Source organism: Streptomyces sp. NPDC020917, from assembly GCF_044333795.1.
Taxonomy (GTDB): Bacteria; Actinomycetota; Actinomycetes; order Streptomycetales; family Streptomycetaceae; genus Actinacidiphila.
The window spans coordinates 31,118-57,841 of record NZ_JBIRRR010000021.1 but is presented as its reverse complement, the minus strand read 5'-3'; the positions used below and the strand labels follow the sequence as shown (position 1 = coordinate 57,841).

General features: G+C 72.9%; 24 protein-coding genes and 2 pseudogenes. 22 read left to right on the top strand and 4 right to left on the bottom strand.

Annotated elements, in window-relative coordinates:
* Positions 1-18 precede the first annotated feature (18 nt).
* Positions 19-1,059: a zinc-dependent alcohol dehydrogenase family protein gene (locus ACH4TG_RS33015; RefSeq protein ID WP_398246307.1), complete on the top strand. Its 1,041-nt coding sequence runs from the start codon at positions 19-21 to the stop codon at positions 1,057-1,059.
* Positions 1,060-1,093: 34 nt separating this feature from the next.
* Here ACH4TG_RS33015 and ACH4TG_RS33010 read toward each other — a convergent pair whose 3' ends face one another.
* Positions 1,094-1,378, bottom strand: a complete 285-nt coding sequence (locus ACH4TG_RS33010) for a hypothetical protein (RefSeq protein WP_398246306.1) — start codon at positions 1,376-1,378, stop codon at positions 1,094-1,096.
* Positions 1,379-1,815: 437 nt separating this feature from the next.
* Between ACH4TG_RS33010 and ACH4TG_RS33005 the strand changes: the two are divergent.
* The 7 genes and pseudogenes from ACH4TG_RS33005 to ACH4TG_RS32975 all read left to right on the top strand — a co-directional run.
* A pseudogene (locus ACH4TG_RS33005) lies at positions 1,816-3,135 on the top strand (discoidin domain-containing protein); the annotation flags it as partial.
* Positions 3,121-5,274: a glycoside hydrolase family 3 C-terminal domain-containing protein gene (locus tag ACH4TG_RS33000; RefSeq protein ID WP_398246399.1), complete on the top strand. Its 2,154-nt coding sequence runs from the start codon at positions 3,121-3,123 to the stop codon at positions 5,272-5,274. The pseudogene ACH4TG_RS33005 and the gene ACH4TG_RS33000, both read left to right, overlap by 15 nt.
* Before the next feature lie 191 nt (positions 5,275-5,465).
* Positions 5,466-6,275, top strand: coding sequence for a DUF427 domain-containing protein (locus ACH4TG_RS32995; RefSeq protein ID WP_398246305.1), 810 nt, complete (start codon positions 5,466-5,468; stop codon positions 6,273-6,275).
* 93 nt (positions 6,276-6,368) lie between these two features.
* Positions 6,369-6,755 carry a molybdopterin-binding protein gene (locus tag ACH4TG_RS32990; protein ID WP_398246304.1) on the top strand — a complete coding sequence of 129 codons (387 nt, stop codon included), beginning with the start codon at positions 6,369-6,371 and terminating at the stop codon, positions 6,753-6,755.
* A gap of 89 nt (positions 6,756-6,844) precedes the next feature.
* A complete protein-coding gene (gene modA / locus ACH4TG_RS32985) occupies positions 6,845-7,675 on the top strand; it encodes a molybdate ABC transporter substrate-binding protein (protein ID WP_398246398.1) in 831 nt (276 codons plus the stop codon).
* Between the two features lie 22 nt (positions 7,676-7,697).
* A complete protein-coding gene (locus ACH4TG_RS32980; RefSeq protein WP_398246303.1) occupies positions 7,698-8,567 on the top strand; it encodes an ABC transporter permease in 870 nt (289 codons plus the stop codon).
* 35 nt (positions 8,568-8,602) lie between these two features.
* Positions 8,603-9,679, top strand: coding sequence for an ABC transporter ATP-binding protein (locus tag ACH4TG_RS32975; protein WP_398246302.1), 1,077 nt, complete (start codon positions 8,603-8,605; stop codon positions 9,677-9,679).
* 51 nt (positions 9,680-9,730) lie between these two features.
* Here ACH4TG_RS32975 and ACH4TG_RS32970 read toward each other — a convergent pair whose 3' ends face one another.
* Positions 9,731-10,969, bottom strand: a complete 1,239-nt coding sequence (locus tag ACH4TG_RS32970; protein WP_398246301.1) for a ThuA domain-containing protein — start codon at positions 10,967-10,969, stop codon at positions 9,731-9,733.
* Positions 10,970-11,249: 280 nt separating this feature from the next.
* On the opposite strand from ACH4TG_RS32970, the pseudogene ACH4TG_RS32965 reads away from it, so the two are divergent.
* The 3 genes and pseudogenes from ACH4TG_RS32965 to ACH4TG_RS32955 all read left to right on the top strand — a co-directional run.
* Positions 11,250-12,413: pseudogene (locus tag ACH4TG_RS32965) on the top strand (alginate lyase family protein); the annotation flags it as partial.
* On the top strand, positions 12,393-12,842 hold the full coding sequence (locus ACH4TG_RS32960; protein WP_398246397.1) for an RICIN domain-containing protein: 450 nt from the start codon (positions 12,393-12,395) through the stop codon (positions 12,840-12,842). The pseudogene ACH4TG_RS32965 and the gene ACH4TG_RS32960, both read left to right, overlap by 21 nt.
* A 77-nt stretch (positions 12,843-12,919) precedes the next feature.
* Positions 12,920-13,327 (top strand): VOC family protein, encoded by a 408-nt coding sequence (locus ACH4TG_RS32955; RefSeq protein ID WP_398246300.1) that lies wholly within the window; start codon positions 12,920-12,922, stop codon positions 13,325-13,327.
* Here ACH4TG_RS32955 and ACH4TG_RS32950 read toward each other — a convergent pair.
* Together ACH4TG_RS32950 and ACH4TG_RS32945 are read right to left on the bottom strand one after the other, a co-directional pair.
* Positions 13,261-14,013 (bottom strand): helix-turn-helix domain-containing protein, encoded by a 753-nt coding sequence (locus ACH4TG_RS32950; protein ID WP_398246299.1) that lies wholly within the window; start codon positions 14,011-14,013, stop codon positions 13,261-13,263. The genes ACH4TG_RS32955 and ACH4TG_RS32950 overlap by 67 nt on opposite strands.
* A 71-nt stretch (positions 14,014-14,084) precedes the next feature.
* On the bottom strand, positions 14,085-15,377 hold the full coding sequence (locus tag ACH4TG_RS32945; RefSeq protein WP_398246298.1) for a YihY/virulence factor BrkB family protein: 1,293 nt from the start codon (positions 15,375-15,377) through the stop codon (positions 14,085-14,087).
* Positions 15,378-15,395: 18 nt separating this feature from the next.
* On the opposite strand from ACH4TG_RS32945, the gene ACH4TG_RS32940 reads away from it, so the two are divergent.
* The 11 genes from ACH4TG_RS32940 to ACH4TG_RS32890 all read left to right on the top strand — a co-directional run bounded on the left by ACH4TG_RS32940 (position 15,396) and on the right by ACH4TG_RS32890 (position 26,696).
* The gene (locus ACH4TG_RS32940; RefSeq protein ID WP_398246297.1) at positions 15,396-17,045 is read left to right on the top strand and encodes an acyl-CoA dehydrogenase family protein; all 1,650 of its coding nucleotides are present in this window, start codon (positions 15,396-15,398) and stop codon (positions 17,043-17,045) included.
* 441 nt (positions 17,046-17,486) lie between these two features.
* On the top strand, positions 17,487-18,764 hold the full coding sequence (locus ACH4TG_RS32935; RefSeq protein ID WP_398246296.1) for a GAF domain-containing protein: 1,278 nt from the start codon (positions 17,487-17,489) through the stop codon (positions 18,762-18,764).
* A 108-nt stretch (positions 18,765-18,872) separates the two neighbouring features.
* A complete protein-coding gene (locus ACH4TG_RS32930) occupies positions 18,873-19,397 on the top strand; it encodes a GNAT family N-acetyltransferase (protein ID WP_398246295.1) in 525 nt (174 codons plus the stop codon).
* A gap of 69 nt (positions 19,398-19,466) precedes the next feature.
* Entirely contained in the window at positions 19,467-19,550 is an 84-nt protein-coding gene (locus ACH4TG_RS32925) for a putative leader peptide (protein ID WP_322899662.1), read from the top strand.
* Between the two features lie 156 nt (positions 19,551-19,706).
* Positions 19,707-21,422: a nitrite/sulfite reductase gene (locus ACH4TG_RS32920; protein ID WP_398246294.1), complete on the top strand. Its 1,716-nt coding sequence runs from the start codon at positions 19,707-19,709 to the stop codon at positions 21,420-21,422.
* A 91-nt stretch (positions 21,423-21,513) separates the two neighbouring features.
* Positions 21,514-21,714, top strand: a complete 201-nt coding sequence (locus ACH4TG_RS32915; protein WP_398246293.1) for a hypothetical protein — start codon at positions 21,514-21,516, stop codon at positions 21,712-21,714.
* Positions 21,711-22,415 (top strand): phosphoadenylyl-sulfate reductase, encoded by a 705-nt coding sequence (locus tag ACH4TG_RS32910; protein WP_398246292.1) that lies wholly within the window; start codon positions 21,711-21,713, stop codon positions 22,413-22,415. Before ACH4TG_RS32915 ends, ACH4TG_RS32910 begins: the two co-directional genes overlap by 4 nt.
* Positions 22,416-22,447: 32 nt before the next feature.
* Positions 22,448-22,987, top strand: coding sequence for an adenylyl-sulfate kinase (gene cysC, locus ACH4TG_RS32905; protein ID WP_398246291.1), 540 nt, complete (start codon positions 22,448-22,450; stop codon positions 22,985-22,987).
* Positions 22,984-23,919 (top strand): sulfate adenylyltransferase subunit CysD, encoded by a 936-nt coding sequence (cysD, locus tag ACH4TG_RS32900; RefSeq protein ID WP_398246290.1) that lies wholly within the window; start codon positions 22,984-22,986, stop codon positions 23,917-23,919. The genes cysC and cysD overlap by 4 nt, the downstream gene beginning before the upstream one ends.
* Positions 23,920-23,921: 2 nt before the next feature.
* The gene (locus ACH4TG_RS32895; RefSeq protein WP_398246289.1) at positions 23,922-25,277 is read left to right on the top strand and encodes a sulfate adenylyltransferase subunit 1; all 1,356 of its coding nucleotides are present in this window, start codon (positions 23,922-23,924) and stop codon (positions 25,275-25,277) included.
* Positions 25,278-25,559: 282 nt separating this feature from the next.
* On the top strand, positions 25,560-26,696 hold the full coding sequence (locus ACH4TG_RS32890) for an aliphatic sulfonate ABC transporter substrate-binding protein (protein WP_398246288.1): 1,137 nt from the start codon (positions 25,560-25,562) through the stop codon (positions 26,694-26,696).
* Positions 26,697-26,724 lie beyond the last annotated feature (28 nt).

Here is a 26,724-nt window from a genome sequence, read left to right as displayed (position 1 = left end):
GCGACAGGGAGGTGGCCCGTGCGGGCCGTGGTGTTCGAGGAGTTCGGCCGGCCCGCGGAGGTGCGCGAGGTGCCCGAGCCGGTGGCGCCGCACGACGGCGTGGTGGTGCGGGTCGAGGCGACCGGCCTGTGCCGCAGCGACTGGCACGGCTGGCTCGGCCACGACGACGGCATCGCCCTCCCCCACGTGCCGGGCCACGAACTCGCCGGTGTCGTCCAGGCGGTGGGCCCCGGCGTCACCCGGTGGGCGCCGGGCGCGCGGGTGACCGTCCCGTTCGTCTGCGCCTGCGGCCGCTGCCCGGCCTGCGCCCGCGGCGACCAGCAGGTGTGCGAGCGGCAGCAGCAGCCGGGCTTCACCCACTGGGGTTCGTTCGCCCAGTACGTGGCCCTCCACCAGGCGGACGTGAACCTGGTGGCGCTGCCCGACGGCATGGCGTACACCACGGCCGCCGCGCTCGGCTGCCGCTTCGCCACCGCCTACCGAGCGGTCGTCACGCAGGGCCGGGTCCGGCCGGGCGAGTGGGTGGCCGTGCACGGCTGCGGCGGGGTCGGACTGTCCGCGGTCATGATCGCGGCGGCCTGCGGCGCGCGGGTGGTCGCGGTGGACACCGCGGACGCGGCGCTGGAACGGGCCACCGCCCTGGGCGCCGCGGTGGCCGTCAATGCCGCGCGCGCGGACGGCGGTCCGGCCGCCGCGGTGCGCGCGGCGACCGGCGGCGGGGCGCACCTGTCGCTGGACGCGCTGGGTTCGCCGGAGACGTGCGCCGCCTCCGTCGCGGGGCTGCGGTCCCGCGGCCGGCACGTGCAGGTCGGGCTGCTCCCCGGCGGCGCCACGGCCGTGCCGATGGACCGGGTGGTCGCGCTCGAACTCGAACTGCTGGGCAGCCACGGCATGGCCGCGCACGCCTACCCGGAGATGATGCGCCTGGTGGCGGCCGGAGTGCTGCGGCCCGACCTGCTGCTGGGCGAGGTGATCGGCCTCGACGCGGCGCCCGCGGCACTGGCCGCCCTCAGCCACGGCTCGCCCGCCGGCGTCACGGTCATCGCACCGCAGCGCTGAGGTGGGCCCGGCGCGGCCCCTCGAACGGCTGCGTTCAGGGCCCCTTCTGCCACTCCCACTCGGGAGCCAGCTCGCAGGCCATCCAGTGCGTGAGCGCCCACCGCTGCCACACGCGGGCCTGGACGCCGACGGCGTTCACCGTGAAGCGCTGGCACTCGGGGCAGTCCTCGCGCGGTTTGGGTTCCGCTCCGTGGTCGTCGAGGTGGTGGGTGGCCCAACCGTAGAGGAACGCACCGGGGTTGGGCGTGGCCGGATCGCGGAAGCGCGCCTCCAGTTCACCACAGCGGGCACAGTGAATGCCCAGAACACCTCTGCTCACGCCACGAGCCTACGGGGTTGCGCTCGGCGACGGGCGAATTTCTGCGCAGTCCCCTCGAACGGGAGGCCGAGTAGGGGCCGCCGGCCCCGGCGGTCACCAGCCGGTACGCACCCCCGGGTGGAGGACCCCCGCAAGGGACAGCGTACGCACAGGGATTGACAGTGCTCCGGCGATACGGCCAAACTCCCCGGGAGAGCGCTCTCCCGATCAACTCCCGGCACAGTCTGCACCGTTCGCGACGGCCGTCCCGCGTCCGGCGCCCGGTGCGGCCCGTGCCCGGAGCCTCCCCCCAGCCGCTGCCGTGACGCCGTCGCCGCCAGGCGGCGGCGCGCCCGCGCGGCAGCGGCATCACACCCGTGGAGATGCAGATGAGCATCCTGTCCCACCTGCAACGCAAGCTGAGACGGCACCGACCACTCACCGCGGTCGTGGCCGTCATGGCGCTGGCGCTCGGCGGCGCCCTCAGCGCCACCACCGGGACCGCGCGGGCGGCCGACACCCTGCTGTCGCAGGGCAAGACCGCCACCGCCTCGTCCACCGAGAACGCCGGCACTCCGGCGTCCGCCGCCGTCGACGGCGACACCGGCACCCGCTGGTCGTCCGCCGCCTCCGACCCGCAGTGGCTGCAGGTCGACCTCGGCTCCAGCGCGACCCTCACCTCCGTCACCCTCAACTGGGAGACGGCGTATGCCACGTCGTTCAGGATCCAGACCTCGGACAACGGCACCAGCTGGACCGACGTCTACTCGACGACCACCGGGACCGGTGGCGTGCAGCAGCTTTCCGTAAACGGTTCCGGGCGCTATGTCCGGATGTACGGGACGGCCCGGGCCACCGGATACGGCTACTCCCTCTGGGAGTTCCAGGTCTACGGCAGCCCGTCGGTGTCCGGCGGCTGCGGTACCGACAACGCCGCGCTCAACCACCCGGCCACCGCGTCCTCCACCGAGAACGGCGGCACGCCCGCCTCGGCCGCCGTCGACGGGGACGCCGGCACCCGCTGGTCGTCCGCCGCCTCCGACCCGCAGTGGCTGCAGGTCGACCTGGGCGCGTCGGCGACCGTGTGCAAGGTGGTGCTCACCTGGGAGTCCGCGTACGCCACGGCGTTCCGGATCCAGGTCTCGGACGACGGCCAGAACTGGACGGACGCGTACTCCACCACGACCGGCACCGGCGGCACCCAGACACTCGCGGTGACCGGCACCGGCCGCTACGTGCGGATGTACGGGACCGCGCGGGCCACCGGATACGGCTACTCCCTCTGGGAGTTCGCGGTGTACACCAGCGGCGGCGGGGGCGGCACCACCACCCCGCCGGGCGGCGGCGACTTCTCGGGCACGGTGATCTCCGCGTTCAAGCCCGTCAAGGCGTCGTCCTACGAGGGCGCCAACGCGCCCGCCGCGGCGCTCGACGGCCGCACCACCACCCGCTGGTCCAGCCTCTACACCGACAACGAGTGGCTGCAGGTGGACCTCGGCGGTCCGGCCACCATCAGCGGGGTGGTCCTCAACTGGGAGTCGGCGTACGCCAGCGGCTACCGCATCGAGGTCTCCGACAACGCCACCGCCTGGACGCCGATCTACACGACCACCACCGGCAAGGGCGGCGTGGAGAAGCTCCCGGTCACCGGCAAGGGCCGCTACGTGCGGTTCTACGGCACCGCCCGGGCCACCGGATACGGCTACTCCCTCTGGGAGTTCCAGGTCTACGGCACCGTCGACACCTCGACGGCGACCCCGCCGATGCTCTCCGGGCCCACCAAGGCCCCTGCGACCACCGGCCAGTTCGCGCTGGCCGCGCCCGCGGACAAGGCAATGGTCACCAACACCCGCAGGCCCGCGCTGTCCTGGGCGGCCGTGGCCGGCACCGCGCACTACGAGGTGTGGATCAACATCAGCCGCACCGACTACGACTGGACGGCGTCCGGCAACCTGCTCGACCTCTACACCAAGGTGGCCGAACCCACCGGCACCAGCTACACGCCGAGTTGGGACATCACCGACCGCTGGACGTACAAGTGGTTCGTCGTCGCGGTGAGCGGCTCGGGGGCCAGGACCACCTCCGACATCCGGCAGTTCAGCGTCTACCTGCCGGACATCGAGCAGGTGGACGACGGCGTGAACATCATCAACGGCGCCCGCGACCTCAACAAGGACGGCACGATCGAGCCGTACGAGGACTGGCGGCTGTCGGTCGACACGCGGGTGAACGACCTCCTCGGCAGGATGACGCTGGAGGAGAAGGCGTACCAGATGTTCTACAACGTGCAGCAGTACCCCATGTCCGGCTGGCACTTCGGCCCCGCGCAGCCCGCCGACCTGAACAACGTGCTGATGTCCACGGCGGCCACCCGGCTGGGCATCCCGCCGGTGTCCGCGGGCGACACCACGGCCGGCTACCAGACCACCTACCCGCTGCAGAGCACGCTGTCCGCGGGCAAGGACTACCCGCTGGACTACCAGCTCGGCAACATGCAGCGGGAGGAGGAGCTGGAGGTCGGGGCGCGCGGCACCCTGTCGCCGCTGGCCGAGGTCGGCACGAAGGTGCTGTACCCGCGGATCCAGGAGGGCGGCGGCGAGAACGCCGACGTGGCCGCGGCGCAGTTGCGGGCACTGGTCGCGGGCCTGCAGGGCGGCCCCGAGCTGAACCCGGGTTCGGTGCTGGCCACGGTCAAGCACTGGCCGGGCGAGGGCGCCGGCGGTGAGGCCGGGATCGTCTACGACGGGGTGACGATCAAGTACCACATGATCCCGTTCAGGGCCGCGATGGAGGCCGGCGCGGTCAACATCATGCCGGGCTACGCGGGCAGTTCGTACCTCGACCCGGGTGGTCCGGGCGCGGGCGACAGCGCCAAGATCCTCACCTACCTGCGGCAGAACCTCGGTTACACCGGTCTGATCACCACCGACTGGCTGCCGTCGGGCGCGTGGATCAACGCGGCCAACGCCGGCTCGGACGTGATGGGAGGCGCCGACCCGGGCGCGACCGGCTTCACCATGGCGAGCTTCGAGCAGGGGGTGCCGCTGGCCCGGATCAACGACGCGGTGTCGCGGATCCTGAAGCTCAAGTTCGAGCTGGGCATCTTCGACCACCCGTACGGCGACCCGGTCAACGGCCCCTACCGCTTCCACCAGCCGTCGTACACGCAGCTGGCCAACCAGGCGTCCCGCGAGTCCAACACCCTGCTGAAGAACGACGGGGTGCTGCCGCTCAAGCTCGGCTCCGGCGACAGCATCGCGGTCGCCGGCGACCGGGCGACGGACGGCGCGGCCTGCTGCATCTGGTCGAGCTACTTCCACCCCGACTACGGCTCGCTGGACCAGCTCGACGCCCTGAAGGCGAGAGCCGGGCAGAGCGGGGTGAACGTCTACCAGGGCAGCGGTCCGGCCCCGAAGGTCGCGGTGGTGTACGTCGGTGAGCCGTCGTACACCCACGCCACCGCCTGGCCGGACACCCAGCCGTACCTGCCGGCCGACCAACTGGCCCTGATCCAGAACTACAAGAGCCAGGGCATCCCGGTGGTGGTGGTGCTGACGCTGCCGCGGCCCATCGTGATCAGCGACTGGAACAACCTGGCGGACGCGATCGTGGTGACCTACCGGGGCGGCGAGGAGGTCGGGCCGGCCACGGCCAGCCTGCTCTTCGGCGACTACACCCCGCACGGCCACCTGCCGTGGCAGCTGCCGCGCAGCCTGGACCAGGTCCTCAAGCCGGGCGGCGGCGACACCCCGGCCGACGCCAACGAGGCCTGGGACCTGCCCTACGACCTGGGTGCCACCGACGCCGAACGCGCCGACATCCGGGCGAAGATCGACGCGGGCCAGCCCGTCCCCACGACGTACGGCAACCCGCTGTACGCGTACGGGGCCGGACTGACCAGCTGGGCGGCCGGCTGACCGTCCCTGTGCGAGGGTGCTGCCCGCCGGAACCGTCCGGCGGGCAGCACCCGCCCCGGTCGCGGGGGCCGGCAGCCCCGCCGTGCCGGGCCCGCTCCCCGGACGGCCGAGCCCGGGTGCCGCCCCGGCTGGCCTCTGCGATCCTTGCCGCGAGGCTTCCCGAAGGGCCGCACAGGAAGGTTCGCCCGACCATGGCCGCACCTGTAAGGACCGACCCCGCGCAGAACTACCCGGGGTTCATCGTCCCGGCCGGGCACACCGAGCCGGTCCCCCGCCGCATCCGCGCCTACCTCGACGGACGCCCGGTACTGGACACCCGTCGGGCCCGCTATGTCTGGGAGTGGCCCGGCTACCCGCAGTACAGCATCCCGGTCGACGACCTGATCGACGCGGAGCTGGAGGACGAGGGCCGCACCGAGGACTGGGCGCCCGGGCCGGTGCGGCGGCATGCGCTGCGGGCCGGGGAGACGCTGCGGCGGTCCGCCGCGTGGGTGTGGCAGGACGGCGCCGCCGAGGGCCTGCCGGGCACCGTGCGCTTCGAGTGGAACGCGGTCGACGCCTGGTTCGAGGAGGACGAGCAGGTCTTCGTCCACCCGCGCAACCCCTACACCCGGGTCGACGCGCTGCGCTCGGGCCGCCGGGTGCGGGTGGAGGTGGACGGCACGCTGCTGGCGGACGCGCCGTCGTGCGTCACCGTCTTCGAGACCGGGCTGCCCACCCGCTACTACCTGGACCGCGTCCATGTGGACCTGACCAAGATGCAGCCGTCCGACACGGTGACGGCCTGCCCGTACAAGGGCACCACCAGCGGCTACTGGTCCGCGCACACCACCGCGGGCGTCCATCGGGACATCGCCTGGGCCTACGACTTCCCCACCCGGCAGCTGCAGCCGATCACCGGGCTGATGTGCTTCTACAACGAGCGGGTGGACCTCACCGTGGACGGCGTGCTGCTGCCCCGCCCGGCCCCGGTCAGCCGCGCCTCGCTGCGCAGCTCGTAGGTTCGCACGAGCGAGCCGGTACCGCTGGATCGTGCGGTCTATGCGATGCGACAGATGACGTCCGCCTCGCAGATGCGGCACTATCATCGGCACATGCACACGTACCGGATCGGTGAGGCCGCCGCGTTGATGGGGGTCAGCGCCGACACCCTGCGGCGGTGGGTCGACAGCGGTCGGCTGCCGGCCGAGCGCGACGAGCAGGACCGGCGCATCATCCCCGGGCCCGCGCTCGCCGCGTTCGCGCGCGAACTGGGGCGCGAGGAGAAGGCCCGCACCGGGTCGTCGGCCCGCAACCGCTTCGCCGGGATCGTCACCGAGGTGATCCTCGGCGACGTCTCGGCCCAGGTCGAGATCCAGGCGGGACCGTTCCGGGTGGTGTCGATGATCAGCCGCGAGTCGGCGGAGGAGCTGGCCCTGGAGCCGGGAGTTCCGGCGGTCGCGGTGATCAAGTCCACCAACGTGGTCGTGGAGACGCCGTGATCTGGCCGGGTCCGGGGACGGACCAGGCCGTGGATCCGCGCACACGTGCGCGGCAGAGAGGGAGACGTCCAGTGACAACCCGTACCGCGATGCGCCGCCTGACCGGGACCGCGGCGGCCGGCGCCGCCGCCCTGCTCGCCCTGAGCGCCTGCTCCTCCTCGTCCTCCGGTTCCTCGCAGTCCTCGGACTCCGGCAAGCCGTCGGGCATCTCGACCACCGGCGCGTCCTCGGCGCCCTCGAAGCTCTCCGGCACCGTCGTGGTGTTCGCCGCCGCCTCGCTCAAGGAGAGCTTCACCACCCTCGGTGACGACTTCCAGAAGGCGTACCCGGGCACCAAGGTGGTGTTCAACTTCGGCGGCAGCGACACCCTGGCGGCGAGCATCACCGGCGGGGCGCCCGCGGACGTGTTCGCGGCGGCGAGCCCGAAGACGATGAAGATCGTCACCGACGCGGGTGACGGCAGCGGGACGCCCGCCACCTTCGTGCGCAACCAGCTGGAGATCGCGACCCTACCGGGCAACCCGGACCACATCGCCACGCTGAAGGACCTGACCAGGTCCGGCCTGAAGGTCGCGCTGTGCGCGAAGACCGTGCCGTGCGGCGCGGCCGCCCAGACCGCGCTGACCGCCAGCAATCTGAAGCTCACCCCGGTCTCGTACGAGCAGGACGTCAAGTCGGCCCTGACGAAGGTGGAGTTGAAGGAGGTCGACGCCTCGGTGGTGTACCGCACCGATGTGAAGGCGGCGGGCGGCAAGGTGGCCGGCGTGGACTTCCCCGAGTCGGCGAAGGCGATCAACTCCTATCCGATCGTGGCCCTGAAGAACGCGCCCAACGCCGCGGCGGCGACGGCGTTCATCGCGCTGGTGCAGTCCGCCGAGGGCCAGAAGGTGCTGGGCGAGGCCGGCTTCCTCAAGCCGTGACCCCAGGAGCCGTGGTACAGCGATGAGTTCGACGGCGACCCGCCGCGGCGCGGGCGAACGGCGCGGCCCCGGGCGGGGGCCGATCGGCCGAGGCCCGCGCCGCGGGGGCGGCGGGGTGCCGCTGCCGCTGCTGCTGCCGGCCCTGGTGGGGCTGGCCTTCCTGCTGCTGCCGCTGCTGGCGCTGCTGATCAGGGCGCCGTGGCGGGGCCTGCCGCACCAGCTGTCGAGCCCCGCGGTGTGGCAGGCGCTGCGGCTCTCGCTGGAGACCGCCACCTGTGCGACGGCCGTCTCGCTGGTGCTGGGCGTGCCGATGGCCTGGCTGCTGGCGCGCACCTCCTTCCCCGGCCGCAGGCTCGTGCGGGCGCTGGTCACGCTGCCGCTGGTGCTGCCGCCGGTGGTCGGCGGTGTGGCGCTGCTGCTGGCGCTGGGCCGCAACGGGGTGGTGGGGCGCTGGCTGGACTCCGCGTTCGGCATCACGCTGCCGTTCACCACGGCCGGGGTGGTGGTCGCCGAGGCGTTCGTGGCGATGCCGTTCCTGGTGATCAGCGTCGAGGGCACGCTGCGGGCCGCCGACACCCGCTACGAGGAGGCCGCGGCCACCCTCGGCGCGTCACGCTTCACCGCGTTCCGCCGGGTGACGCTGCCGATGATCGCGCCGGGGGTCGCGGCCGGCGCGGTGCTGGCCTGGGCGCGCGCGCTGGGCGAGTTCGGGGCGACCATCACCTTCGCCGGCAGCTTCCCCGGCCGCACCCAGACGATGCCGCTGGCCGTGTACCTCGCCCTGCAGGACGACCCGGCGGCCGCGGTGTCGCTGAGCCTGGTGCTGCTGGCGGTGTCGGTCGCGGTCCTGGCGGGGCTGCGGGACCGCTGGACGGGGGCGGCGGCGCCGTGACGGGGACGACGGGAACGCACGAGGAGCCGGCGCGGGTGACCGGGGAGCCGCCGGGTCTCGACGCCCGGCTGGTGGTGGAGCGCGAGGCGTTCCGGCTGGACGTGCGGCTGCGGGTCGCGCCCGGCGAGGTGCTGGCGCTGCTCGGGCCGAACGGCGCCGGGAAGACCACCGCGCTGCGGGCGCTGGCCGGGCTGACGCCGCTGACCGGCGGCCGGCTGCGGCTGGACGGTGTGCCGCTGGAGGAGCCCGAGCGGCGGTGGCGGGTCGCGCCGGAGCACCGGCCGGTCGGCGTGATCTTCCAGGACTACCTGCTCTTCCCGCATCTGTCCGCGCTGGACAACGTGGCGTTCGGCCCCCGCTGCCAGGGCGTGCCGAAGGCGCAGGCGCGGGCGCGGGCCGCGGAACTGCTGGAGCGCATGGGCCTGTCGGACCGCGCGGGCGCCAAGCCGCGCCGGCTGTCCGGCGGCCAGGCCCAGCGCGTGGCGCTGGCCCGCGCGCTGGCGACCGGGCCGCGGCTGCTGCTGCTCGACGAGCCGCTGGCCGCCCTGGACGCCCGGGCCCGGCTGGACGTGCGCGCCGAACTGCGCCGCCACCTGGCCGCGTTCGAGGCGGTCGCGGTGCTGGTGACGCACGACCCGCTGGACGCCATGGTGCTGGCGGACCGGCTGGTGGTGATCGAGCAGGGCGCGGTGGTGCAGGAGGGCACGCCGGCCGAGATCGCCCGCCGCCCGCGCACCGACTACATCGCCCGCCTGGTCGGCCTGAACCTGTACCAGGGGCGGGCCGAGGGCCATGCGGTCACCGTGGGGCCGGAACTCACCCTGACCACCACGGAGAAGCTCACCGGACCGGCGTTCGTCGCGTTCCCGCCGAGCGCCGTCACGCTGCACCGCGAACGGCCCGACTCCAGCGCGCGCAACGCCTGGCGGGCGGTGATCACCGGCATGGAGTCGCACGGGGACCAGATCCGGGTGGCGCTGGCCGGCGAGCCCGGCGGGCTGCCGCTGGCCGCCGACCTGACGACGGTCGCGGTGGCCGAACTCGCCCTGGAATCGGGCGCGCAGGTGTGGGCCACGGTCAAGGCGGCCCAGACGCACGCCTATCCGGCCTGACGCTCCGGGGCCGGTCCCCGCTCCCGCCGGAGCGGGGACCGGCCGAGGCGATCAACTCGGAAGTGTCCAGCTCTGGTTCGCCGCGCCCGTGCAACTCCAGATCTGCAGCCGGGTGCCGTTGGCCGAGCTGGGCCCGGTGGCGTCCAGGCACTTGCCGGACTGCGGGTTGACCAGCGAGTCGCCGGCGCCCGGCTGCCAGACCTGCGAGCCGGTGCCGTTGCAGTCGTACAGCTGCACGGTCGTGCCGTTCGCGGTGCCCGCGGCCGTCACGTCCATGCACTTGCCGAGCGCCTGCAGCGTGCCGCCGGTGCCGGCCGTCCAGTTCTGCGCGCTCGTGCCGTTGCAGTCGTAGAGCTGCACGGCCGTGCCGTTGGCGCTGCTCGCGCCGGCGACGTCCACGCACGTGCCTCCGTACCCGTGGATCGGGCCGGTCTTCGTGGCGGGCGGGGTGATCGGTCCTGACTGGCCGCCGAGCCAGCGCAGCCCCTGGATGAGCAGCTGGTTCTGCTGGGCGCTGGCGAAGGTGGAGGACAGGGTGGTGTTGGTGGCGTAGTCCATGGCGTTGTGGCCGAAGTTGGCGTAGATCATGCGGTAGTTCCTGTTGGACCACACGATCGGGTAATAGCCGCTGTACCAGGTCTGGTTGGGGTCGGTGCCGACCGGGAAGGTCGAGGGGTCCATCGAGGCCAGGATGTCGATGGCCGGATTCTGCCGCAGGTCGTTCTGCCAGCTGTACCACTCGCTGACCGACGAGGTGATGGTGGCCGGCAGGCCCGCGGTGGCCGGGTGGTTCGGGTCCTCGATCCGCAGCGTCTCCGAGGTCGGGCCCCAGGAGTTGGTCTGGAAGGTGCCCGTGCCCAGGAAGGTGTTGTGGTACCAGGGCCAGTCGCCGGTGTCGGTGGTGAACGCCGAGACGTGGAAGCCCATCCAGCCGCCGCCGTTGTCCATGTAGCTCTGGAACGCCTGCTGCTGGGCCGCGGTGTGCGGATAGTCGTCGAGGAACAGCACCACCTGGTAGCCGGCCAGATTCGCGGTGTTGAGCTGGTTCCAGTCGTTGGTCGCGGTGTACGAGAAGCCGTACTGGGCGGCGGCCTGCGGGAACCAGGCGTTGGCCTCGTGGACGAAGCTGATGTGCGCGGCGTCGTAGGTGCCGTCATAGAAAGCGATTACCCGGAACGCCGGTTCAGCGCTGTGGGCGGGTGCGGTCTGCAGGCCGAACACCACGGCGAGCAGCGCGAACAGCCGCAGCAGCGCCTGCGACCGGCGGATTCTGGAGCGAGGTTGGTACATGTGGGGGACCCTTCCTCGTGCGCGACGGATCGGACGTGCACCTGCGGGCCGCATTCAAGGGTCTAGACGGTGTTCATGTCAATGACTTATGGTCCGAACCAACCTGCTTCACCCGGCACGCAGTTGCCCGCGACCCGCTGCCCCAGGAGCCCCCCATGCGCCCATTCCTCCGCAGCACACCCCCACCCGTCGAAGTAACCGGTTTCGCGCCGGTGCCGTCCTGACCGCGGCTGCCGCCGTCGTCGCCGCGGTCGCCGCGACCCTGACCGGCACCTCGGCCATGGCCACCACTCCGGCCGCCGCGCCCGCCGCCGTGCGGGCCGCCGCCCCGGGTGCCGCCCCGGCCGTCGCCGCCGCACCGGCCGTCTTCCAGCACCCCGGCGTCCTCGTCAGCCGGCCCCAGCTCGACTTCGTCAAGGCCAAGGTCCAGGCGAACGCCGAGCCGTGGAAGAGCGCCTACAACCAGATGATGGCGAGCAGTTACGCCTCGCTGTCCCGCACGCCCGCGCCGCGGGCCACCGTCGAGTGCGGCCCGTACTCCAATCCCAACTACGGCTGCACGGACGAGCGGCAGGACGCGATCGCCGCGTACACCGACGCGCTGGCCTGGTACATCAGCGGCAACAGCGCCTACGCGAACAAGTCCATCCAGCTGATGAACGCCTGGGCGAGCACGATCACCGGCCACACCAACAGCAACGCGCCGCTGCAGACCGGCTGGGCGGGGTCGGTGTGGCCGCGCGCCGCCGAGATCATCCGGTACACCTACACCGGCTGGTCCGCCGCGGACATCGCCACGTTCTCCACGATGCTCCGCACCGTGTACCTGCCCGAGATCATCAACGGCTCCAACAGCAACGGCAACTGGGAGCTGACGATGATGGAGGCCGCGGTCGGCATCTCCGTCTTCCTCAACGACGCGACGGACTACGACAAGGCGATCACCCGCTACCTCAACCGCGTGGCGGCGTACGTCTACCTGTCCTCGGACGGCGCGCTGCCCAAGACCGTGCCGGGCAGCGGGCTGAACACCTCGGCGCAGATCATCAGTTACTGGCAGGGCCAGTCCACGTTCGTGGACGGGCTCACCCAGGAGACCTGCCGGGACTTCACCCACACCGGGTACGGGATCGCCTCCATCTCCGACGTCGCCGAGACCGCCCTCATCCAGGGCCAGGACCTGTACCCGCAGGTCGGCGAGCGGCTGCGGCAGGCGCTGGGCTTCCAGTCGAAGTACGAGCTGGGCGCGGCGGTCCCGTCGTGGCTGTGCGGCGGGTCCCTGAACCTGGGCCTCGGCCCGGTCACCGAGGTCGGCTTCAACGCCCTGCACAACCGGCTGGGCATCGCGATGACCAACACCCAGACGCTCACCGAGTCGCGCCGGCCGGCCGGCAGCAACGACCTGTTCGTGGCGTGGGAGACGCTGACCAACGCCGACAACCCCGACGTCGTCCCGAGCGGCTCCACCACCCCGCCGCCCGCCACGAGGACCGGCCCTATCGTCGGTCCCGGCGGCAAGTGCGTGGACGTCGCGGGCGCGAGCAGCGCCAACGGCGCCGCGGTCCAGCTGTACGACTGCAACGGCACGGGTGCGCAGAGCTGGACGGCCGATTCCGGGGGAGGCACACTCCAGGCGCTCGGCAAGTGCATGGACGTCACGTCCGCCGGCACCGCCAACGGCACGACCGTGCAGCTCTACGACTGCAACGGCACCGGCTCGCAGGTCTGGCAGCCGGGCGCCGGCGACTCGCTGGTCAACCCGCAGTCCGGCAAGTGCCTCGACGCCACCGGCCAGAGCTCCGCCAACGGCACCCGGCTGCAGATCTGGAGCTGCACGGGCGCGGCGAACCAGAGCTGGACCCTGCCGGGCTGACCGTCCGGGCCACCAGGTGGGCAGGACGGCCGATTCGTTCAAGACGACGGCCGTCCGGCCCGCCTAGCGTGGACGGCATGAGCACACGGATCACACCCCGCATCGACCTGATCGGACTGGTCGTCGCCGACATGGCGGCCTCCCTGGCCTTCTACCGCCGTCTGGGCCTGGACCTGCCGCCCGGCGCGGACGCGGAACCGCACACCGAACTGGCCCTGCCCGGGGGGCTGCGCATGGCCTGGGACACCGTCGAGACGATCCGGTCCTTCGACCCCGGCTGGACCCCGGCGACCGGCTCGCGCATCTCCCTCGCCTTCGACTGCGGCTCCCCGCAGGGCGTGGACGCCCTGTTCGCGGAGCTGACGGACGCCGGGTACAGCGGCAGGCACAAGCCGTGGGACGCGTTCTGGGGCCAGCGCTACGCCGTGGTCGACGACCCGGACGGCAACGCGGTGGACCTCTTCGCGGCCGCCGCCGCGTCCTGATCCACCGGCCGCAGCAGGTCGCCGAGCGGCACTCCGGCCAGCGCCCGCACCTCCCGGGCCAGATGGGGCTGGTCGGCGAAGCCGGCCTCCACCGCCACCTCGGCGAAAGGCGTGCCGCCGCGGGCCAGCGCCAGGGCGCGCTGCAGCCGCAGCACCCTGGCCAGGGTCTTGGGCCCGTAGCCGAACGCGGCCTCGCAGCGGCGGCGCAACTGCCGCTCCCCCAGACCGGCACCGGCCGCCGCGGCGGCCACCGTGCTGCCCGCTGCCAGCGCCGCCGCCACCGCGCCCGTCAGCGGGTCCGCCGGGCCGGCCGCGCGCAGCCGGGCGACCGCCCACGCCTCCAGCACGGCGGCCGGGTCGCCGGCGGCCCGCTCGGCCAGTTCCCTGGCCTGCGCGGCCGGCCACAACACGTCGAGCGGGACGCGCAGATCGCGCACCTCGCCGGCAGGGGCGCCCAGCACGGCGGGGCCCACACCGGGGGCGAACCGCAGTCCCGCGTAGTGGCTTCCCGGCCGGTCCTGCGAGACATGGGCGACGGTGTCGGGACCGGCGATCAGCAGCGAGCCGTCGTGCCAGACCAGGTCCATGCAGCCGTCGGGCAGCACGCGGTAGCGCCCGCCGCCGTCGGTGCGCTCCCACACCGTCAGCCCGGCCGCGCGCCCGTCCCGCTCCCGGTACTCGCCCACCCGCCCATGGTCCGCCACGCCGCGCCCCCGGGCCAAGCTCCGGGCGCGCCCGCACGCCCACGCGTCGCGGTCTAGTGCGGTCCCGGGCGGCCCGGGTCGCGCGGGTGGTAGCCCGGCGCCGGCTCGTCGTGCGGGTGGTAGCCGGGCGGGGGCCCCGCGTGCGGGTGGTCGCCGGGCGGCCACGGCGGCTGCTGCGGTGGGATGGGCGGCGGTCCTGACGGCATGGGCGGGACGTCGCCGAGGTCGGAGGCGGCGTCGGGCCGGCGGGGGCGGAGCCGGGCGCGGACGTCGCCGTGCGGCAGGAAGTCCGCCCAGCGCTCGGGGTACTCCGCGGGCGGCTGCTCCTCCTCGCCCGCGGCCTGGCGGGCGCGCCGGGCCGCGGCGCGGGCGACGACGTCGGCCGCCGCGGCCTCCCGCCAGCGGGCGTTCTCCTCGCGGGCCGCCGCCGTGGCCAGCGACGGCCAGACCCGGTCCACGGCCGCGTTGACCGCGGCGCCCACCAGCACCGCGAACGCCGACACCCCGATCCACAGCAGCACCGCCACCGGCGCCGCCAGCGAGCCGTAGATCGTCGGCCCCTCCACGGTGTGCGTGAGGTATATGCGGAGCACGAAGCTGCCGATCACCCACATCAGCAGCGCGACCAGCGCGCCGGGCACGTCCTCGTGCCAGGGCGCCCGCACCGGCACCGAGACGTGGTAGAGCGTGGTGAGGAAGGCGACCGACGCCAGCAGCACGAACGGCCAGTACAGGACGTGCACGATGCCGGCCCCGCCGGGCAGCACGTCGGTCACCGCGTTCGGCCCGACCACCACCAGCGGCAGCACCGCGGCGCCCAGCACCAGCGCGACGACGTACAGCGCGAGCGACATCAGCCGGGTGCGGACGATGCCGCGCCGGCCCTCCAGGCCGTACATGATCGTGATCGTGTCCACGAAGACGTTCACCGCGCGGGACCCGGACCACAGCGCGATGACGAAGCCGAGCGAGATCAGGTCCGGGCGGCGGCCGTGGAAGACGTCGTCGACCAGCGGTTTGACCAGCTCCTTGACGCCCTTGTCGGACAGCACCGTGGCCGACGCCCGCAGGATGTTGTCGCGGATGTGGTCGATCGTGTCCAGCCCGATCAGGGTGTCGACATAGCCGAGCGCCCCGACGAGGCCGAGCAGCAGCGGCGGCAGCGACAGCAGCACGAAGAAGGCCGCCTCCGCGGCCAGCCCGGTGACGCGGTACTCCATGCAGGAGTCGATCGTGTCCTTCAGCAGCAGCCAGGCCACCTTGCGCTTGGAGACGTTGCGGTACAGCGCCCGCGCGCGACGCCAGCGACCCGGACGTCTGTGGCTTCTTTCTTCTGCTGCTTGCACCCCCTTACGTTAGCTGCCATGACACCCCCCACTCACACCGTCACGAACCAGGCTCCGCCGCTGGTGGGGCATGACGTCTACGCCACGGACCGGGTGCTCACCGAGGCCGTGGCCCGGCACGCGGACCCCGCGCGGCTGGCGGTGATCGACGCCGAACTGCGCGAGCTCGGGACGGCGGCCGGCTCGGCCCAGGCACAGAAGTGGGGCGAGGACGCCAACGCCCGAGGGCCGGTGCTGCGCACCCACGACCGCTACGGCAACCGGATCGACGAGGTGGAGTTCCCTCCCTCCTGGCACCGGCTGCTCGGCCATGCGGTCACCGCCGGGCTGACCGGCGCCTGGTCGCGGCCCGACGGGCACCTGCGGCGGGCCGCCGGATTCCTGGTGTGGACGCAGGTCGAGGCGGGCCACGGCTGCCCGCTGTCGATGACCCATGCCGCGGTGCCCGCGCTGCGCACCGATCCGGAGCTGGCCGCGGAGTGGGAGCAGCGGCTGGGCTCCCGGGTCTACGACCCGCGCCTTGTCGCGCCGGGCCGCAAGCCCGGCGCGCTGTTCGGGATGGGCATGACCGAGAAGCAGGGCGGCTCCGACGTCCGCAGCAACACCACCAGGGCCGAGCCGCTCGCCGAGGAGGGCACCTACCTCCTGACCGGCCACAAGTGGTTCTGCTCCGCGCCGATGTCGGACGCGTTCCTCGTCCTGGCGCAGGTGGACGACGGCGGCCGGGACGCCCTGACCTGCTTCCTGGTGCCGCGCGTCCTCGCCGACGGCACGCGGAACGTGTTCGCGATCCAGCGGCTGAAGGACAAGCTGGGCAACCGCTCCAACGCCTCGGCCGAGGTGGAGTTCGACGGCACGTGGGCCCGCCGGGTCGGCGAGGTGGGCCGCGGCGTGCCGACCATCATCGAGATGGTCGCGGCCACCCGGCTGGACTGCGCGCTGGGCTCCGCCGCCCTGATGCGGCAGGCGGTGGCGCAGGCCGTGCACCACGCCACGTACCGCCGGGCGTTCGGCGGCCCGCTGATCGACAAGCCGCTGATGCGCAACGTCCTGGCGGACCTGGCGCTGGAGTCCGAGGCGGCCACCACCACCGCGCTGCGGCTGGCCGCCGCGTACGACGCGGACACCGAGCAGGAGCGGGCGTTCCGCCGCCTCGCCGTGCCCGTCACGAAGTACTGGGTGACCAAGCGCTGCCCGGCGGTCGCGGCCGAGGCGCTGGAGTGCCTGGGCGGCAACGGCTACGTCGAGGAATCGGGCATGCCGCGGCTGTTCCGCGAGTCGCCGCTGAACTCGATCTGGGAGGGCTCGGGCAACGTCCAGGCCCTCGACGTGCTGCGGGTGCTGCAGCGCGAGCCGCAGGCGCTGAACGCGTTCCTCATCGAGATCGGGCGGGCCCGCGGCGCCGACCACCGCCTGGACGCAGCGGTCAAGGACCTGCTCGGCGAACTCGGCGACCTGGAGGGCATCGAGGCCCGCGCCCGCCGCATCGTCGAACGGATGGCGCTCGTCCTCCAGGGCTCGCTGCTCGTCCGGTTCGCCCCCGCGCCGGTCGCCGACGCCTTCGCCGCCTCCCGCCTGGGCGCCGACTGGGGCACCACCTTCGGCACCCTCCCCGCCACCCTCGACCTCCGAACCCTCACCACCCGCGCCGCCCCCACCACCCCATAACCCCAAGGGGCTCAGCCCAGAGGAAGCAGGCCCATCCGGCAACGGCACAGCCCGCACCCCCGGGCAACCCCGGACTAGGCCGTAGGGATCGAGCCAAAGGGCCCGCCGGTGTCTGAAGGAAGAACGCGCGCAGGCCCCCGAGGAACGAGGGGGCCGAGCACGATCGACCGGCAGACACCGGGCCCAAAGGGCCCGGAGGCGAGATACCGGCAAAAAGGGGGGCCCGGCGGCGAGATGCCGGCAAAAAAATCAGCAGAGGGTGGTGCCGCGCCGACTCGGCACCACCCTCTGTTCCGTGGGCCGACCGTACCCGACCTGGGCGCCTGGCACCCCGAGTACGGTGACGCGGCGTCACTTTCGTTGCTGGTCGCGTAGGCTCGCAACCGTTGCATCCCGTTGCACGCGGACCGGGGCGTAGGAAGCATCCAGGGTGGGGGCGACGTGGCAGCACATCTACCGGGCGGTCTCGGCAGGCTGGACGGCCTCGACGTCCGGACCTCGCCCCATCTCCTCGCGTCGGTGCGGGAGGCCACGCTCGCCGGGAAGGTGCCGCCGGAGGAGCCGCGCGCGGTGATCGGCGCGTCGTGGTCGCGGGTCCTGCACCACGGCGTGGACCCGGACAACGGCGGCCACAACGGCCTGCTGGGCACGGACGAGCTGGAGTACCGGCGCCGTTCATCGCCGCTCGGCGAGATCCTGCCGGTGCTGCGCGAGGGACTGGTCTCGGTCGCGGACGCGGCCTGGCACATCATGGTCGTCACCGACGCCGACGGGCGGCTGCTGTGGCGCGACGGCAGCCTCGCGGTGCGCAGGAGCGCCGACCGGCTGGGCTTCGCCGAGGGCGCGTCCTGGTCGGAGGAGGTGGTCGGCACCAACGCGATCGGCACGGCGCTGATCACCGGCACCCCGCTGCAGGTGCACTCCGCCGAGCACTTCGTCCGTACCCACCACGGCTGGACGTGTGCCGCGTCCCCGCTGCACGATCCGCGGGACGGGCGGCTGATCGGGGTGGTGGACGTCAGCGGGCCGGCGGCCACCGTGCATCCGGCGACCCTGTCGCTGGTCGCGGCGGTGGCCCGGGTCGCGGAGGGCGAGTTGCGGGCCCGGCACTGGTCGGCGGTCGCGGGGCTGCGGGCGATGGCCGCGCCGATCCTGGCCAGGATCGGCGGGCAGGCGCTGGCGGTGGACCGCAACGGCTGGACCGCGGCGGTGACCGGGATGGCGCCGCCGGACCGGGTGGCGCTGCCCGTGTCGATGCGGGCCGGCACGCTGTGGCTGCCGTCGCTGGGGACGTGCACGGCGGAGCCGCTGCCCGGCGGCTGGCTGATCCGGGTCGACGGGCGGGAGCGGACGCCGGGCGCGGGCCGGGTGGTGCTGGACCTGAGCCTGCCGCGGTCGCCCTCGGTGACGGTGTCGGGCGCGGCCGGCAACTGGACGCAGTCGCTGAGCCCGCGCCATGCGGAGCTGCTGTTCGTGCTGGCGCTGCACCGGGACGGCAGGACCGCGGCGGAGCTGGCCGCGGACCTGTTCGGCGATCCGAGCCGGACGGTGACGATCCGGGCGGAGCTGTCGCGGCTGCGGCGCAATCTGGCCGGGGTGCTGGCCCACCGCCCCTACCGGTTCGCGGACGGCGTGGACGTCCACCTGGTGCGTCCGGCCGAGCCGCTGGACCTGCTGCCGCACTCGGTCGCCCCGGTGGTGCTGGCGGCCCGCCGCTGAGCCGGGCTCCGGCGGCGGCACGGGTTCGGGCCGGCTGCCAGGGCCGGGCACGGGTCGGTTGCCGGTGCGGGTTCGGGCAGGTGTTCGCCGCGTCGTAGGGTGTGCGGCATGAGCACCCCCGTGACCACCTGGTATCTGGAGCAGACCGCCCGGGACGAGCTGCGCCCGGCGGCCGCGCCGGCGGTTCCCGGCGTGGGGGTCGCACGGGCCGAGGTGCCCTCGGGGGATCTGGGCCGCTTCCTGTACGCGGCGGTCGGCGGCGACGTGTCGTGGATCGACCGGCTGCCGTGGCCGGTCGGGCAATGGCAGGCCCATCTGGAGCGGCCCGGGGCCGAGTTGTGGGTGGCGTACGAGCGCGGCACGCCCGCGGGCTACATCGAGCTGGACGCCCAGGACGAAGGCGCCGTGGAGATCGTCTACTTCGGGCTGCTGCCGGCCTTCCGCGGCCGGGGCATCGGCGGGCACCTGCTGTCGTTCGGCACCGCCCGCGCCTGGGACCTGGCCGGCCGCTGGCCGGGGCGGCCGGAGACGCGGCGGGTGTGGCTGCACACCTGCTCGCTGGACGGCCCCCACGCGCTGGGGAATTACCAGCGCCGCGGGTTCCGCGTGACGCACACCACACAGTCTCACTGAATGAGATGATCGAGTCCACATGACGGATAACGGTGGACTGCCAGAAGACCCGCATGCCACGCTTTCGTCATGTCGCGCACTGGAATCGCCTTGGTAGGTCGGCCGCACGTCGACTTCTGCCGCGTGTCCAGCGCGATCTGTCCGGCGGGCTGACCGTACTCGGCACCATCTCCCGCCCTCCCCGTCGTCGTGGATGCGTGCGGTTCCCCGCTGCCCGGCTGAGCCCCACCACCCGGCGTTCTCCCAGGCTGCAGGGTCCCTCTCGCGCTGTTCCGACCGCATTCGAGCCTGCCAGAAGGACGCATCGCCATGGCTGCCAGCCCCGACCACCCCCAGACCCCTGCCCGGAGCGCCCCGGCGGCCGCCCGCCGCAAGTCCGGGCGCCACCGCGGCGAGGGCCAGTGGGCCAAGGGCCACTTCACTCCGCTCAACGGCAACGAGCAGACGAAGAAGGACGACGACGGTCTCAACGTGCGGACACGTATTGAGACGATCTACGCCCATCAGGGTTTCGACTCGATCGACGGCGCCGACCTGCGCGGACGCATGCGCTGGTGGGGTCTGTACACGCAGCGGCGGCCGGGAATCGACGGCGGCCGCACCGCGGTGCTGGAGCCGGAGGAGCTGGACGACCGCTACTTCATGATGCGGGTGCGCGTCGACGGCGGCCGGCTCACCGTCGCCCAGCTGCGCGTGATCGGCGAGATCTCGCAGGAGTTCGCCCGCGGCACCGCCGACATCACCGACCGGCAGAACATCCAGCTGCACTGGATCCGGATCGAGGACGTGCCGGAGATCTGGCGCCGGCTGGAGGCGGTGGGCCTGTCCACCACCGAGGCGTGCGGCGACGTGCCGCGCGTCATCATCGGCTCCCCCGTCGCGGGCATCGCCGAGGACGAGATCATCGACGGCACCTGGGCGATCGAGGAGATCTCGGCCCGGTACATCGGCAGCAAGGAGTTCTCCAACCTGCCGCGCAAGTTCAAGACCGCGATCTCCGGTTCGCCGCTGCTGGACGTCGTGCACGAGATCAACGACCTGGCGTTCGTCGGCGTCGAACACCCCGAGCACGGACCGGGGTTCGACCTGTGGGTCGGCGGCGGCCTGTCCACCAACCCGCGGCTGGGCGAGCGGCTGAACGCCTGGGTGCCGCTGGCCGAGGTGCCCGAGGTGTGGGCGGGCGTCGTCGGCATCTTCCGCGACTACGGCTACCGGCGGCTGCGCTCCCGTGCCCGGCTGAAGTTCCTGATGGCCGACTGGGGCGCCGAGAAGTTCCGCCAGGTGCTGGAGGACGAGTACCTCGAGCGGCCGCTGCTCAACGGCCCCGCGCCGGAACTGCCCAAGCAGGTCTGGCGCGACCACATCGGCGTGCACCGGCAGAAGGACGGCCGCTACTACGTGGGCTTCGCCCCCCGCGTCGGCCGGGTGGACGGCGCCACGCTGACCAAGATCGCCGAGGTGGCCGCCGAGCACGGCTCGGACCGGCTGCGCACCACCACCGACCAGAAGATGCTGGTCCTGGACGTCACCGAGGACCGGGTCGAGTCGCTGACCGCCGCGCTGGAGGCGATGGACCTGCGGGTGCGGCCGTCGTCCTTCCGCCGCGGGACGCTGGCCTGCACCGGCATCGAGTTCTGCAAGCTGGCGATCGTCGAGACCAAGGAGCGCGCCTCCACGCTGATCGACGAACTGGAGCGCCGGCTCCCGGAGTTCGACCAGCCGATCGGCATCAACATCAACGGCTGCCCCAACTCCTGCGCCCGCATCCAGACCGCGGACATCGGCCTGAAGGGCCAGCTGGTCACCGACGCGGACGGCCGGCAGGTCGAGGGCTACCAGGTGCACCTCGGCGGCGGCCTCGGCCTCGACCCCGGCTTCGGCCGCAAGGTCCGCGGCCTGAAGGTCACCGCCGCCGAACTGCCCGACTACGTCGAGCGGGTGCTGACCCGCTTCAAGGAGCAGCGCACCGACGGCGAACGCTTCGCCCAGTGGGCGGCCCGCGCCTCCGAGGAGGCCCTCTCGTGAGCGACGCACGCGGGGCCACCGGCCCGCAGACGGCGACGGAAGGCGCACCTCTGCGCCGCGCGGGCGGAGAAGCGAACAGGGAGGCGCTGTCATGAGCGAGCGTGCCGCGCCCTTCTACTGCCCCTACTGCGGCGACGAGGACCTGCGCCCGTCGGAGGAGGGCCACGGCGCCTGGGAGTGCCGGGCCTGCAACCGCGCCTTCCAGGTGAAGTTCCTCGGCCTGCTCGCCGAGGGGTTCCAGGCCGTCTCGCAGCACAACGCACCGCACTCCCCGCATGGAGGCGCTTCGTGACCACCGCTCAGCACACCGCGGAAGAACTCGAGCGGCTGGCCGTCCAGGCCGGCCGCGACCTGGAGGAGGCATCGGCGCTCGACGTGCTGCGCTGGGCCGCGGACACCTTCGGCCGCCGCTTCTGCGTCACCTCCTCGATGGAGGACGCGGTGGTGGCGCACCTGGCGTCGCGCGCGCTGCCCGGGGTCGACGTCGTCTTCCTCGACACCGGCTACCACTTCCCGGAGACCATCGGCACCCGGGACGCGGTCGCGGCCGTGATGGACGTCAACGTCATCACGCTCACCCCGCGGCAGACCGTCGCCGAGCAGGACGCCGAGTACGGTCCGCGGCTGCACGACCGCGACCCCGACCGGTGCTGCGCGCTGCGCAAGGTGGCGCCGCTGGAGGAGGGCCTGCGCGGCTACGACGCCTGGGCGACCGGGCTGCGCCGCGACGAGTCCCCGACCCGCGCGAACACCCCGGTGGCCTCCTGGGACGCCCGGCGGCAGAAGGTCAAGATCGCGCCGATCGCCCGCTGGACGCAGGAGGACGTCGAGTCCTACGTGGCCGAGCACGGGGTGCTCACCAACCCGCTGCTGATGGACGGGTACGCCTCGATCGGCTGCGCGCCGTGCACCCGCCGGGTGCTGGAGGGCGAGGACGCGCGCTCCGGCCGCTGGGCGGGCCTCGGCAAGACCGAGTGCGGGATACACCAGTGACGACATCGGAGACGACCGTTCAGGAGAGCGCGATGAGCACCGGGGCCACGGTCTGGCTGACCGGACTGCCGAGCGCCGGCAAGACGACCATCGCGTACGCGCTGGCGGAGCAGCTGGGCGCCCGGGGCCGCAGGGTCGAGGTGCTGGACGGCGACGAGATCCGCACGTTCCTGTCCGCGGGCCTGGGGTTCAGCCGCGAGGACCGGCACACCAACGTGCAGCGGATCGGCTTCGTCGCCGAACTGCTCGCCTCCCACGGCGTGCTGGTGCTGGTGCCGGTCATCGCGCCGTACGCCGACAGCCGCGAGGCGGTCCGCAAGCGCCACCAGGCGCAGGGAACCGGCTACGTGGAGGTCCACGTGGCCACCCCGGTCGACGTCTGCTCGGTCCGTGACGTCAAGGGCCTGTACGCCAAGCAGGCCGCGGGCGAACTCACCGGCCTGACCGGCGTGGACGACCCGTACGAGGTCCCCGAGGACCCCGACCTGCGGCTCGGGACGCAGGACCGCACCGTCCAGGAATCCGCAGCCGCCGTCCTGGCACTGCTCGCCGAGAGGGGTCTGGTCACATGACGACGACCGTTGCGCACGGTGAGGCGACGGACAGCCCGTACGCGCTGTCCCACCTCGACGCGCTGGAGTCCGAGGCGGTGCACATCTTCCGCGAGGTGGCGGGCGAGTTCGAGCGGCCGGTGGTGCTGTTCTCCGGCGGCAAGGACTCCATCGTCATGCTGCACCTGGCGCTGAAGGCGTTCGCGCCGGCCGCGGTGCCGTTCTCGCTGCTGCACGTGGACACCGGCCACAACTTCCCGGAGGTGCTGGAGTTCCGCGACCGCACGGTCGCCGAGCACTCCCTGCGGCTGCACGTGGCGAACGTGCAGGACTACATCGACGACGGCCGGCTGCGCGAGCGGGCGGACGGCACCCGCAACCCGCTGCAGACGGTGCCGCTGACCGACGCGATCCGCGAGCTGCGGTTCGACGCGGTGTTCGGCGGCGGCCGCCGCGACGAGGAGAAGGCCCGCGCCAAGGAGCGGGTGTTCAGCCTCCGCGACGAGTTCTCCCAGTGGGACCCGCGCCGCCAGCGCCCCGAGCTGTGGTCGCTGTACAACGGCCGGCACGCGCCCGGTGAGCACGTGCGGGTCTTCCCGCTGTCCAACTGGACCGAGCTGGACGTGTGGCAGTACATCGCCCGCGAGCACATCGCCCTGCCGGAGATCTACTTCGCGCACGAGCGCGAGGTGTTCAAGCGGTCGGGCATGTGGCTGACCGCCGGCGAGTGGGGCGGGCCGAAGGACGGCGAGTCGGTGGAGACCCGGCTGGTGCGCTACCGCACGGTCGGCGACATGTCGTGCACCGGCGCGGTGGACTCCGACGCCACCACGCTCGACGCGGTGATCGCGGAGATCGCCGCCTCCCGGCTGACCGAGCGCGGCGCCACCCGGGCCGACGACAAGCTCTCCGAGGCCGCGATGGAAGACCGCAAGCGCGAGGGGTACTTCTAGCCATGACCAGCTCCACCAGCCCGATCACCGCCGAGGCCCTGTCGGCGACCACGCTGCTGCGGTTCGCGACCGCCGGTTCGGTCGACGACGGCAAGTCCACCCTGGTCGGCCGGCTGCTCCACGACTCCAAGTCGGTCCTCACCGACCAGCTGGAGGCGGTCGAGCGCGCGTCGCTGAGCCGCGGCCAGGAGGCGCCCGACCTGGCGCTGCTCACCGACGGCCTGCGCGCCGAGCGCGAGCAGGGCATCACCATCGACGTGGCGTACCGCTACTTCGCCACCGCCCGGCGCCGGTTCATCCTCGCCGACACGCCCGGCCATGTGCAGTACACCCGCAACATGGTCACCGGCGCCTCCACCGCCGAGCTGGCCGTGGTGCTGGTCGACGCCCGCAACGGCGTGGTCGAGCAGACCCGCCGGCACGCCGCCGTCGCCGCCCTGCTGCGGGTGCCGCACGTGGTGCTCGCGGTGAACAAGATGGACCTGGTCGACTACGCGGAGCCGGTCTTCGCCGCGATCGCCGAGGAGTTCACCGCCTACGCGGCCTCGCTGGGCGTCCCGGACATCACCGCGATCCCGATCTCCGCGCTGGCCGGGGACAACGTGGTGGAACCGTCCGCGCACATGGACTGGTACGGCGGCCCGACGGTGCTGGAGCACCTGGAGACGGTGCCGGTCAGCCACGACCTGACCGGCTGCCCGCCGCGGTTCCCGGTGCAGTACGTGATCCGCCCGCAGACCGCCGAGCACCCCGACTACCGCGGCTACGCCGGGCAGATCGCGTCCGGCATGCTGCGGGTCGGCGACCCGGTGACCGTGCTGCCGTCCGGCCGCACCACCACGATCGCGGGCATCGACGCGCTCGGCAGCAGCGTCGACACCGCGTGGGCGCCGCAGTCGGTGACGGTGCTGCTCGCCGACGACCTGGACGTCTCGCGCGGCGACCTGATCGCGCCGACCGCGTTCGCGCCCGAGGTCACCCAGGACATCCGGGCGACCGTGTGCCACCTGCACGAGCGGCCGCTGCGGATCGGCGAGCGGGTGCTGCTCAAGCACGCCACCCGCACCGTCAAGGCGCTGGTGAAGGAGTTGCCGTACCGGATCGACCTGTCGCACGGCCTGGCGCACGAGAACGCTCCGCAGGAGCTGGCGGTCAACGACATCGGCGCGGTGGTGCTCCGCACCGCCGAGCCGCTGCCGGTGGACGCCTACGCCGTGTCGCGGCTGACCGGGTCGTTCCTGCTGATCGACCCGGCGGACGGCACGACGCTGACGGCCGGCATGGCCGGCGAGGCGTTTGCGGCCGACGGTGCCGCGGCGGCCGCCGCGGCGACCGATGACGAGGGATGGGATTTCTGACGGTGTCCCCACCGGCCCAGGAGGCTTTCTCAGGATTCGCGAAGGAGGGCGGGCGCGTCGGCAGCGGCACGCTCGGCTCGGGCACGGGCGGCGTCGCGCGATGTGTGCGCTGACGCCCCGCGCCGCGGTGCACCCCCGGTGCACCCCGGCCGCCGTACGTGCGTACCGAGCCGCAGCGCGCCCCGCGCTGCGCCCCTTCCGAAGACCTGACGACCTTCCGGCCGCGCCGCCGAGCCCCGACTCGACCGCGCGACACGCCGGGCCTGACGAGAGGACACCTCCGTGTCTGCCCAGCCACGTTCCGCGTTCCGCTCCACCACCCGCCGCAGACTGATCGCCGCGGCCGCCACCCTGCCGATCCTCGTCGGCGCGCTGGCCGCCTGCGGCTACGGCTCCGACAAGCCGAAGGACGACCCGGCCGCCGCCCCCGCGGCGAGCAGCGGCGCCAAGAAGCTCTCCGCCGACCAGGTCAAGATCGGCTACTTCCCCAACCTGACGCACGCCACCGCGCTGGTGGGCCTCAAGGAGGGCCTGTTCCAGAAGGAACTGGGCGCGACGAAGGTGAAGGAGTACACCTTCAACGCCGGGCCGGCCGAGATCGAGGCGCTCAACGCCGGTTCGATCGACATCGGCTGGATCGGCCCCTCCCCGGCGATCAACGGCTACACCAAGTCAGGCGGCACGAACCTGCGGATCATCTCCGGGTCGGCGTCCGGCGGCGTGAAGCTGGTGGTCAACCCGGACAAGATCAAGTCCCTGGCGGACGTCAAGGGCAAGAAGATCGCCACCCCGCAGCTGGGCAACACCCAGGACGTGGCGCTGCTCAACTGGATCAAGTCGCAGGGCTGGAAGGTCGACGCGCAGAGCGGCAAGGGCGACGTGCAGGTCGTCCGCACCGACAACAAGGTCACCCCCGACGCCTACAAGAGCGGCTCCATCGACGGCGCCTGGGTGCCGGAGCCCACCGCGTCGAAGCTGGTGGCCGAGGGTGCGAAGGTGCTGCTGGACGAGAGCACCCTGTGGCCGGACAAGAAGTTCGTGATCACCAACGTGATCGTGTCGCAGAAGTTCCTCAAGGCGCACCCGGACGTCGTCGAGGCGGTGCTGCGCGGCTCGGTGAAGACCAACGCGTGGATCCAGGCCAACTCCGCGCAGGCGAAGGCGGACGCCAACGACGAGCTGAAGCGGCTGACGCAGAAGGCGCTGCCGGCCGACGTCCTCGACCCGGCGTGGCAGTCGATCCAGGTGCTGGACGACCCGCTGGCGGCGACGGCCGACCAGGAGGCGCAGCACGCGGTGGCGGCCGGCCTGCTCAAGGCCCCGAAGCTGGACGGCATCTACGACCTGACGCTGCTCGACAAGGTCCTCAAGGAGCAGGGCAAGCCCACCGTGTCCGCCGCCGGGCTCGGCACCGAGTAACCACGGTACGGCGGGACGCACCGCCGTA

Excerpts from the sequence above, each read along its gene's own strand:
- ACH4TG_RS33000 (WP_398246399.1), top strand. The coding sequence starts at position 3,121 with ATGCTCTCCGGGCCCACCAAGGCCCCTGCGACCACCGGCCAGTTCGCG.
- ACH4TG_RS32995 (WP_398246305.1), top strand. The coding sequence starts at position 5,466 with ATGGCCGCACCTGTAAGGACCGACCCCGCGCAGAACTACCCGGGGTTC.
- ACH4TG_RS32990 (WP_398246304.1), top strand. The coding sequence starts at position 6,369 with ATGCACACGTACCGGATCGGTGAGGCCGCCGCGTTGATGGGGGTCAGC.
- modA (WP_398246398.1), top strand. The coding sequence starts at position 6,845 with ATGCGCCGCCTGACCGGGACCGCGGCGGCCGGCGCCGCCGCCCTGCTC.
- ACH4TG_RS32980 (WP_398246303.1), top strand. The coding sequence starts at position 7,698 with ATGAGTTCGACGGCGACCCGCCGCGGCGCGGGCGAACGGCGCGGCCCC.
- ACH4TG_RS32970 (WP_398246301.1), bottom strand. The coding sequence starts at position 10,969 with ATGTACCAACCTCGCTCCAGAATCCGCCGGTCGCAGGCGCTGCTGCGG.
- ACH4TG_RS32955 (WP_398246300.1), top strand. The coding sequence starts at position 12,920 with ATGAGCACACGGATCACACCCCGCATCGACCTGATCGGACTGGTCGTC.
- ACH4TG_RS32940 (WP_398246297.1), top strand. The coding sequence starts at position 15,396 with ATGACACCCCCCACTCACACCGTCACGAACCAGGCTCCGCCGCTGGTG.
- ACH4TG_RS32930 (WP_398246295.1), top strand. The coding sequence starts at position 18,873 with ATGAGCACCCCCGTGACCACCTGGTATCTGGAGCAGACCGCCCGGGAC.
- ACH4TG_RS32925 (WP_322899662.1), top strand. The coding sequence starts at position 19,467 with ATGTCGCGCACTGGAATCGCCTTGGTAGGTCGGCCGCACGTCGACTTC.
- ACH4TG_RS32920 (WP_398246294.1), top strand. The coding sequence starts at position 19,707 with ATGGCTGCCAGCCCCGACCACCCCCAGACCCCTGCCCGGAGCGCCCCG.
- ACH4TG_RS32915 (WP_398246293.1), top strand. The coding sequence starts at position 21,514 with ATGAGCGAGCGTGCCGCGCCCTTCTACTGCCCCTACTGCGGCGACGAG.
- cysC (WP_398246291.1), top strand. The coding sequence starts at position 22,448 with ATGAGCACCGGGGCCACGGTCTGGCTGACCGGACTGCCGAGCGCCGGC.
- cysD (WP_398246290.1), top strand. The coding sequence starts at position 22,984 with ATGACGACGACCGTTGCGCACGGTGAGGCGACGGACAGCCCGTACGCG.
- ACH4TG_RS32895 (WP_398246289.1), top strand. The coding sequence starts at position 23,922 with ATGACCAGCTCCACCAGCCCGATCACCGCCGAGGCCCTGTCGGCGACC.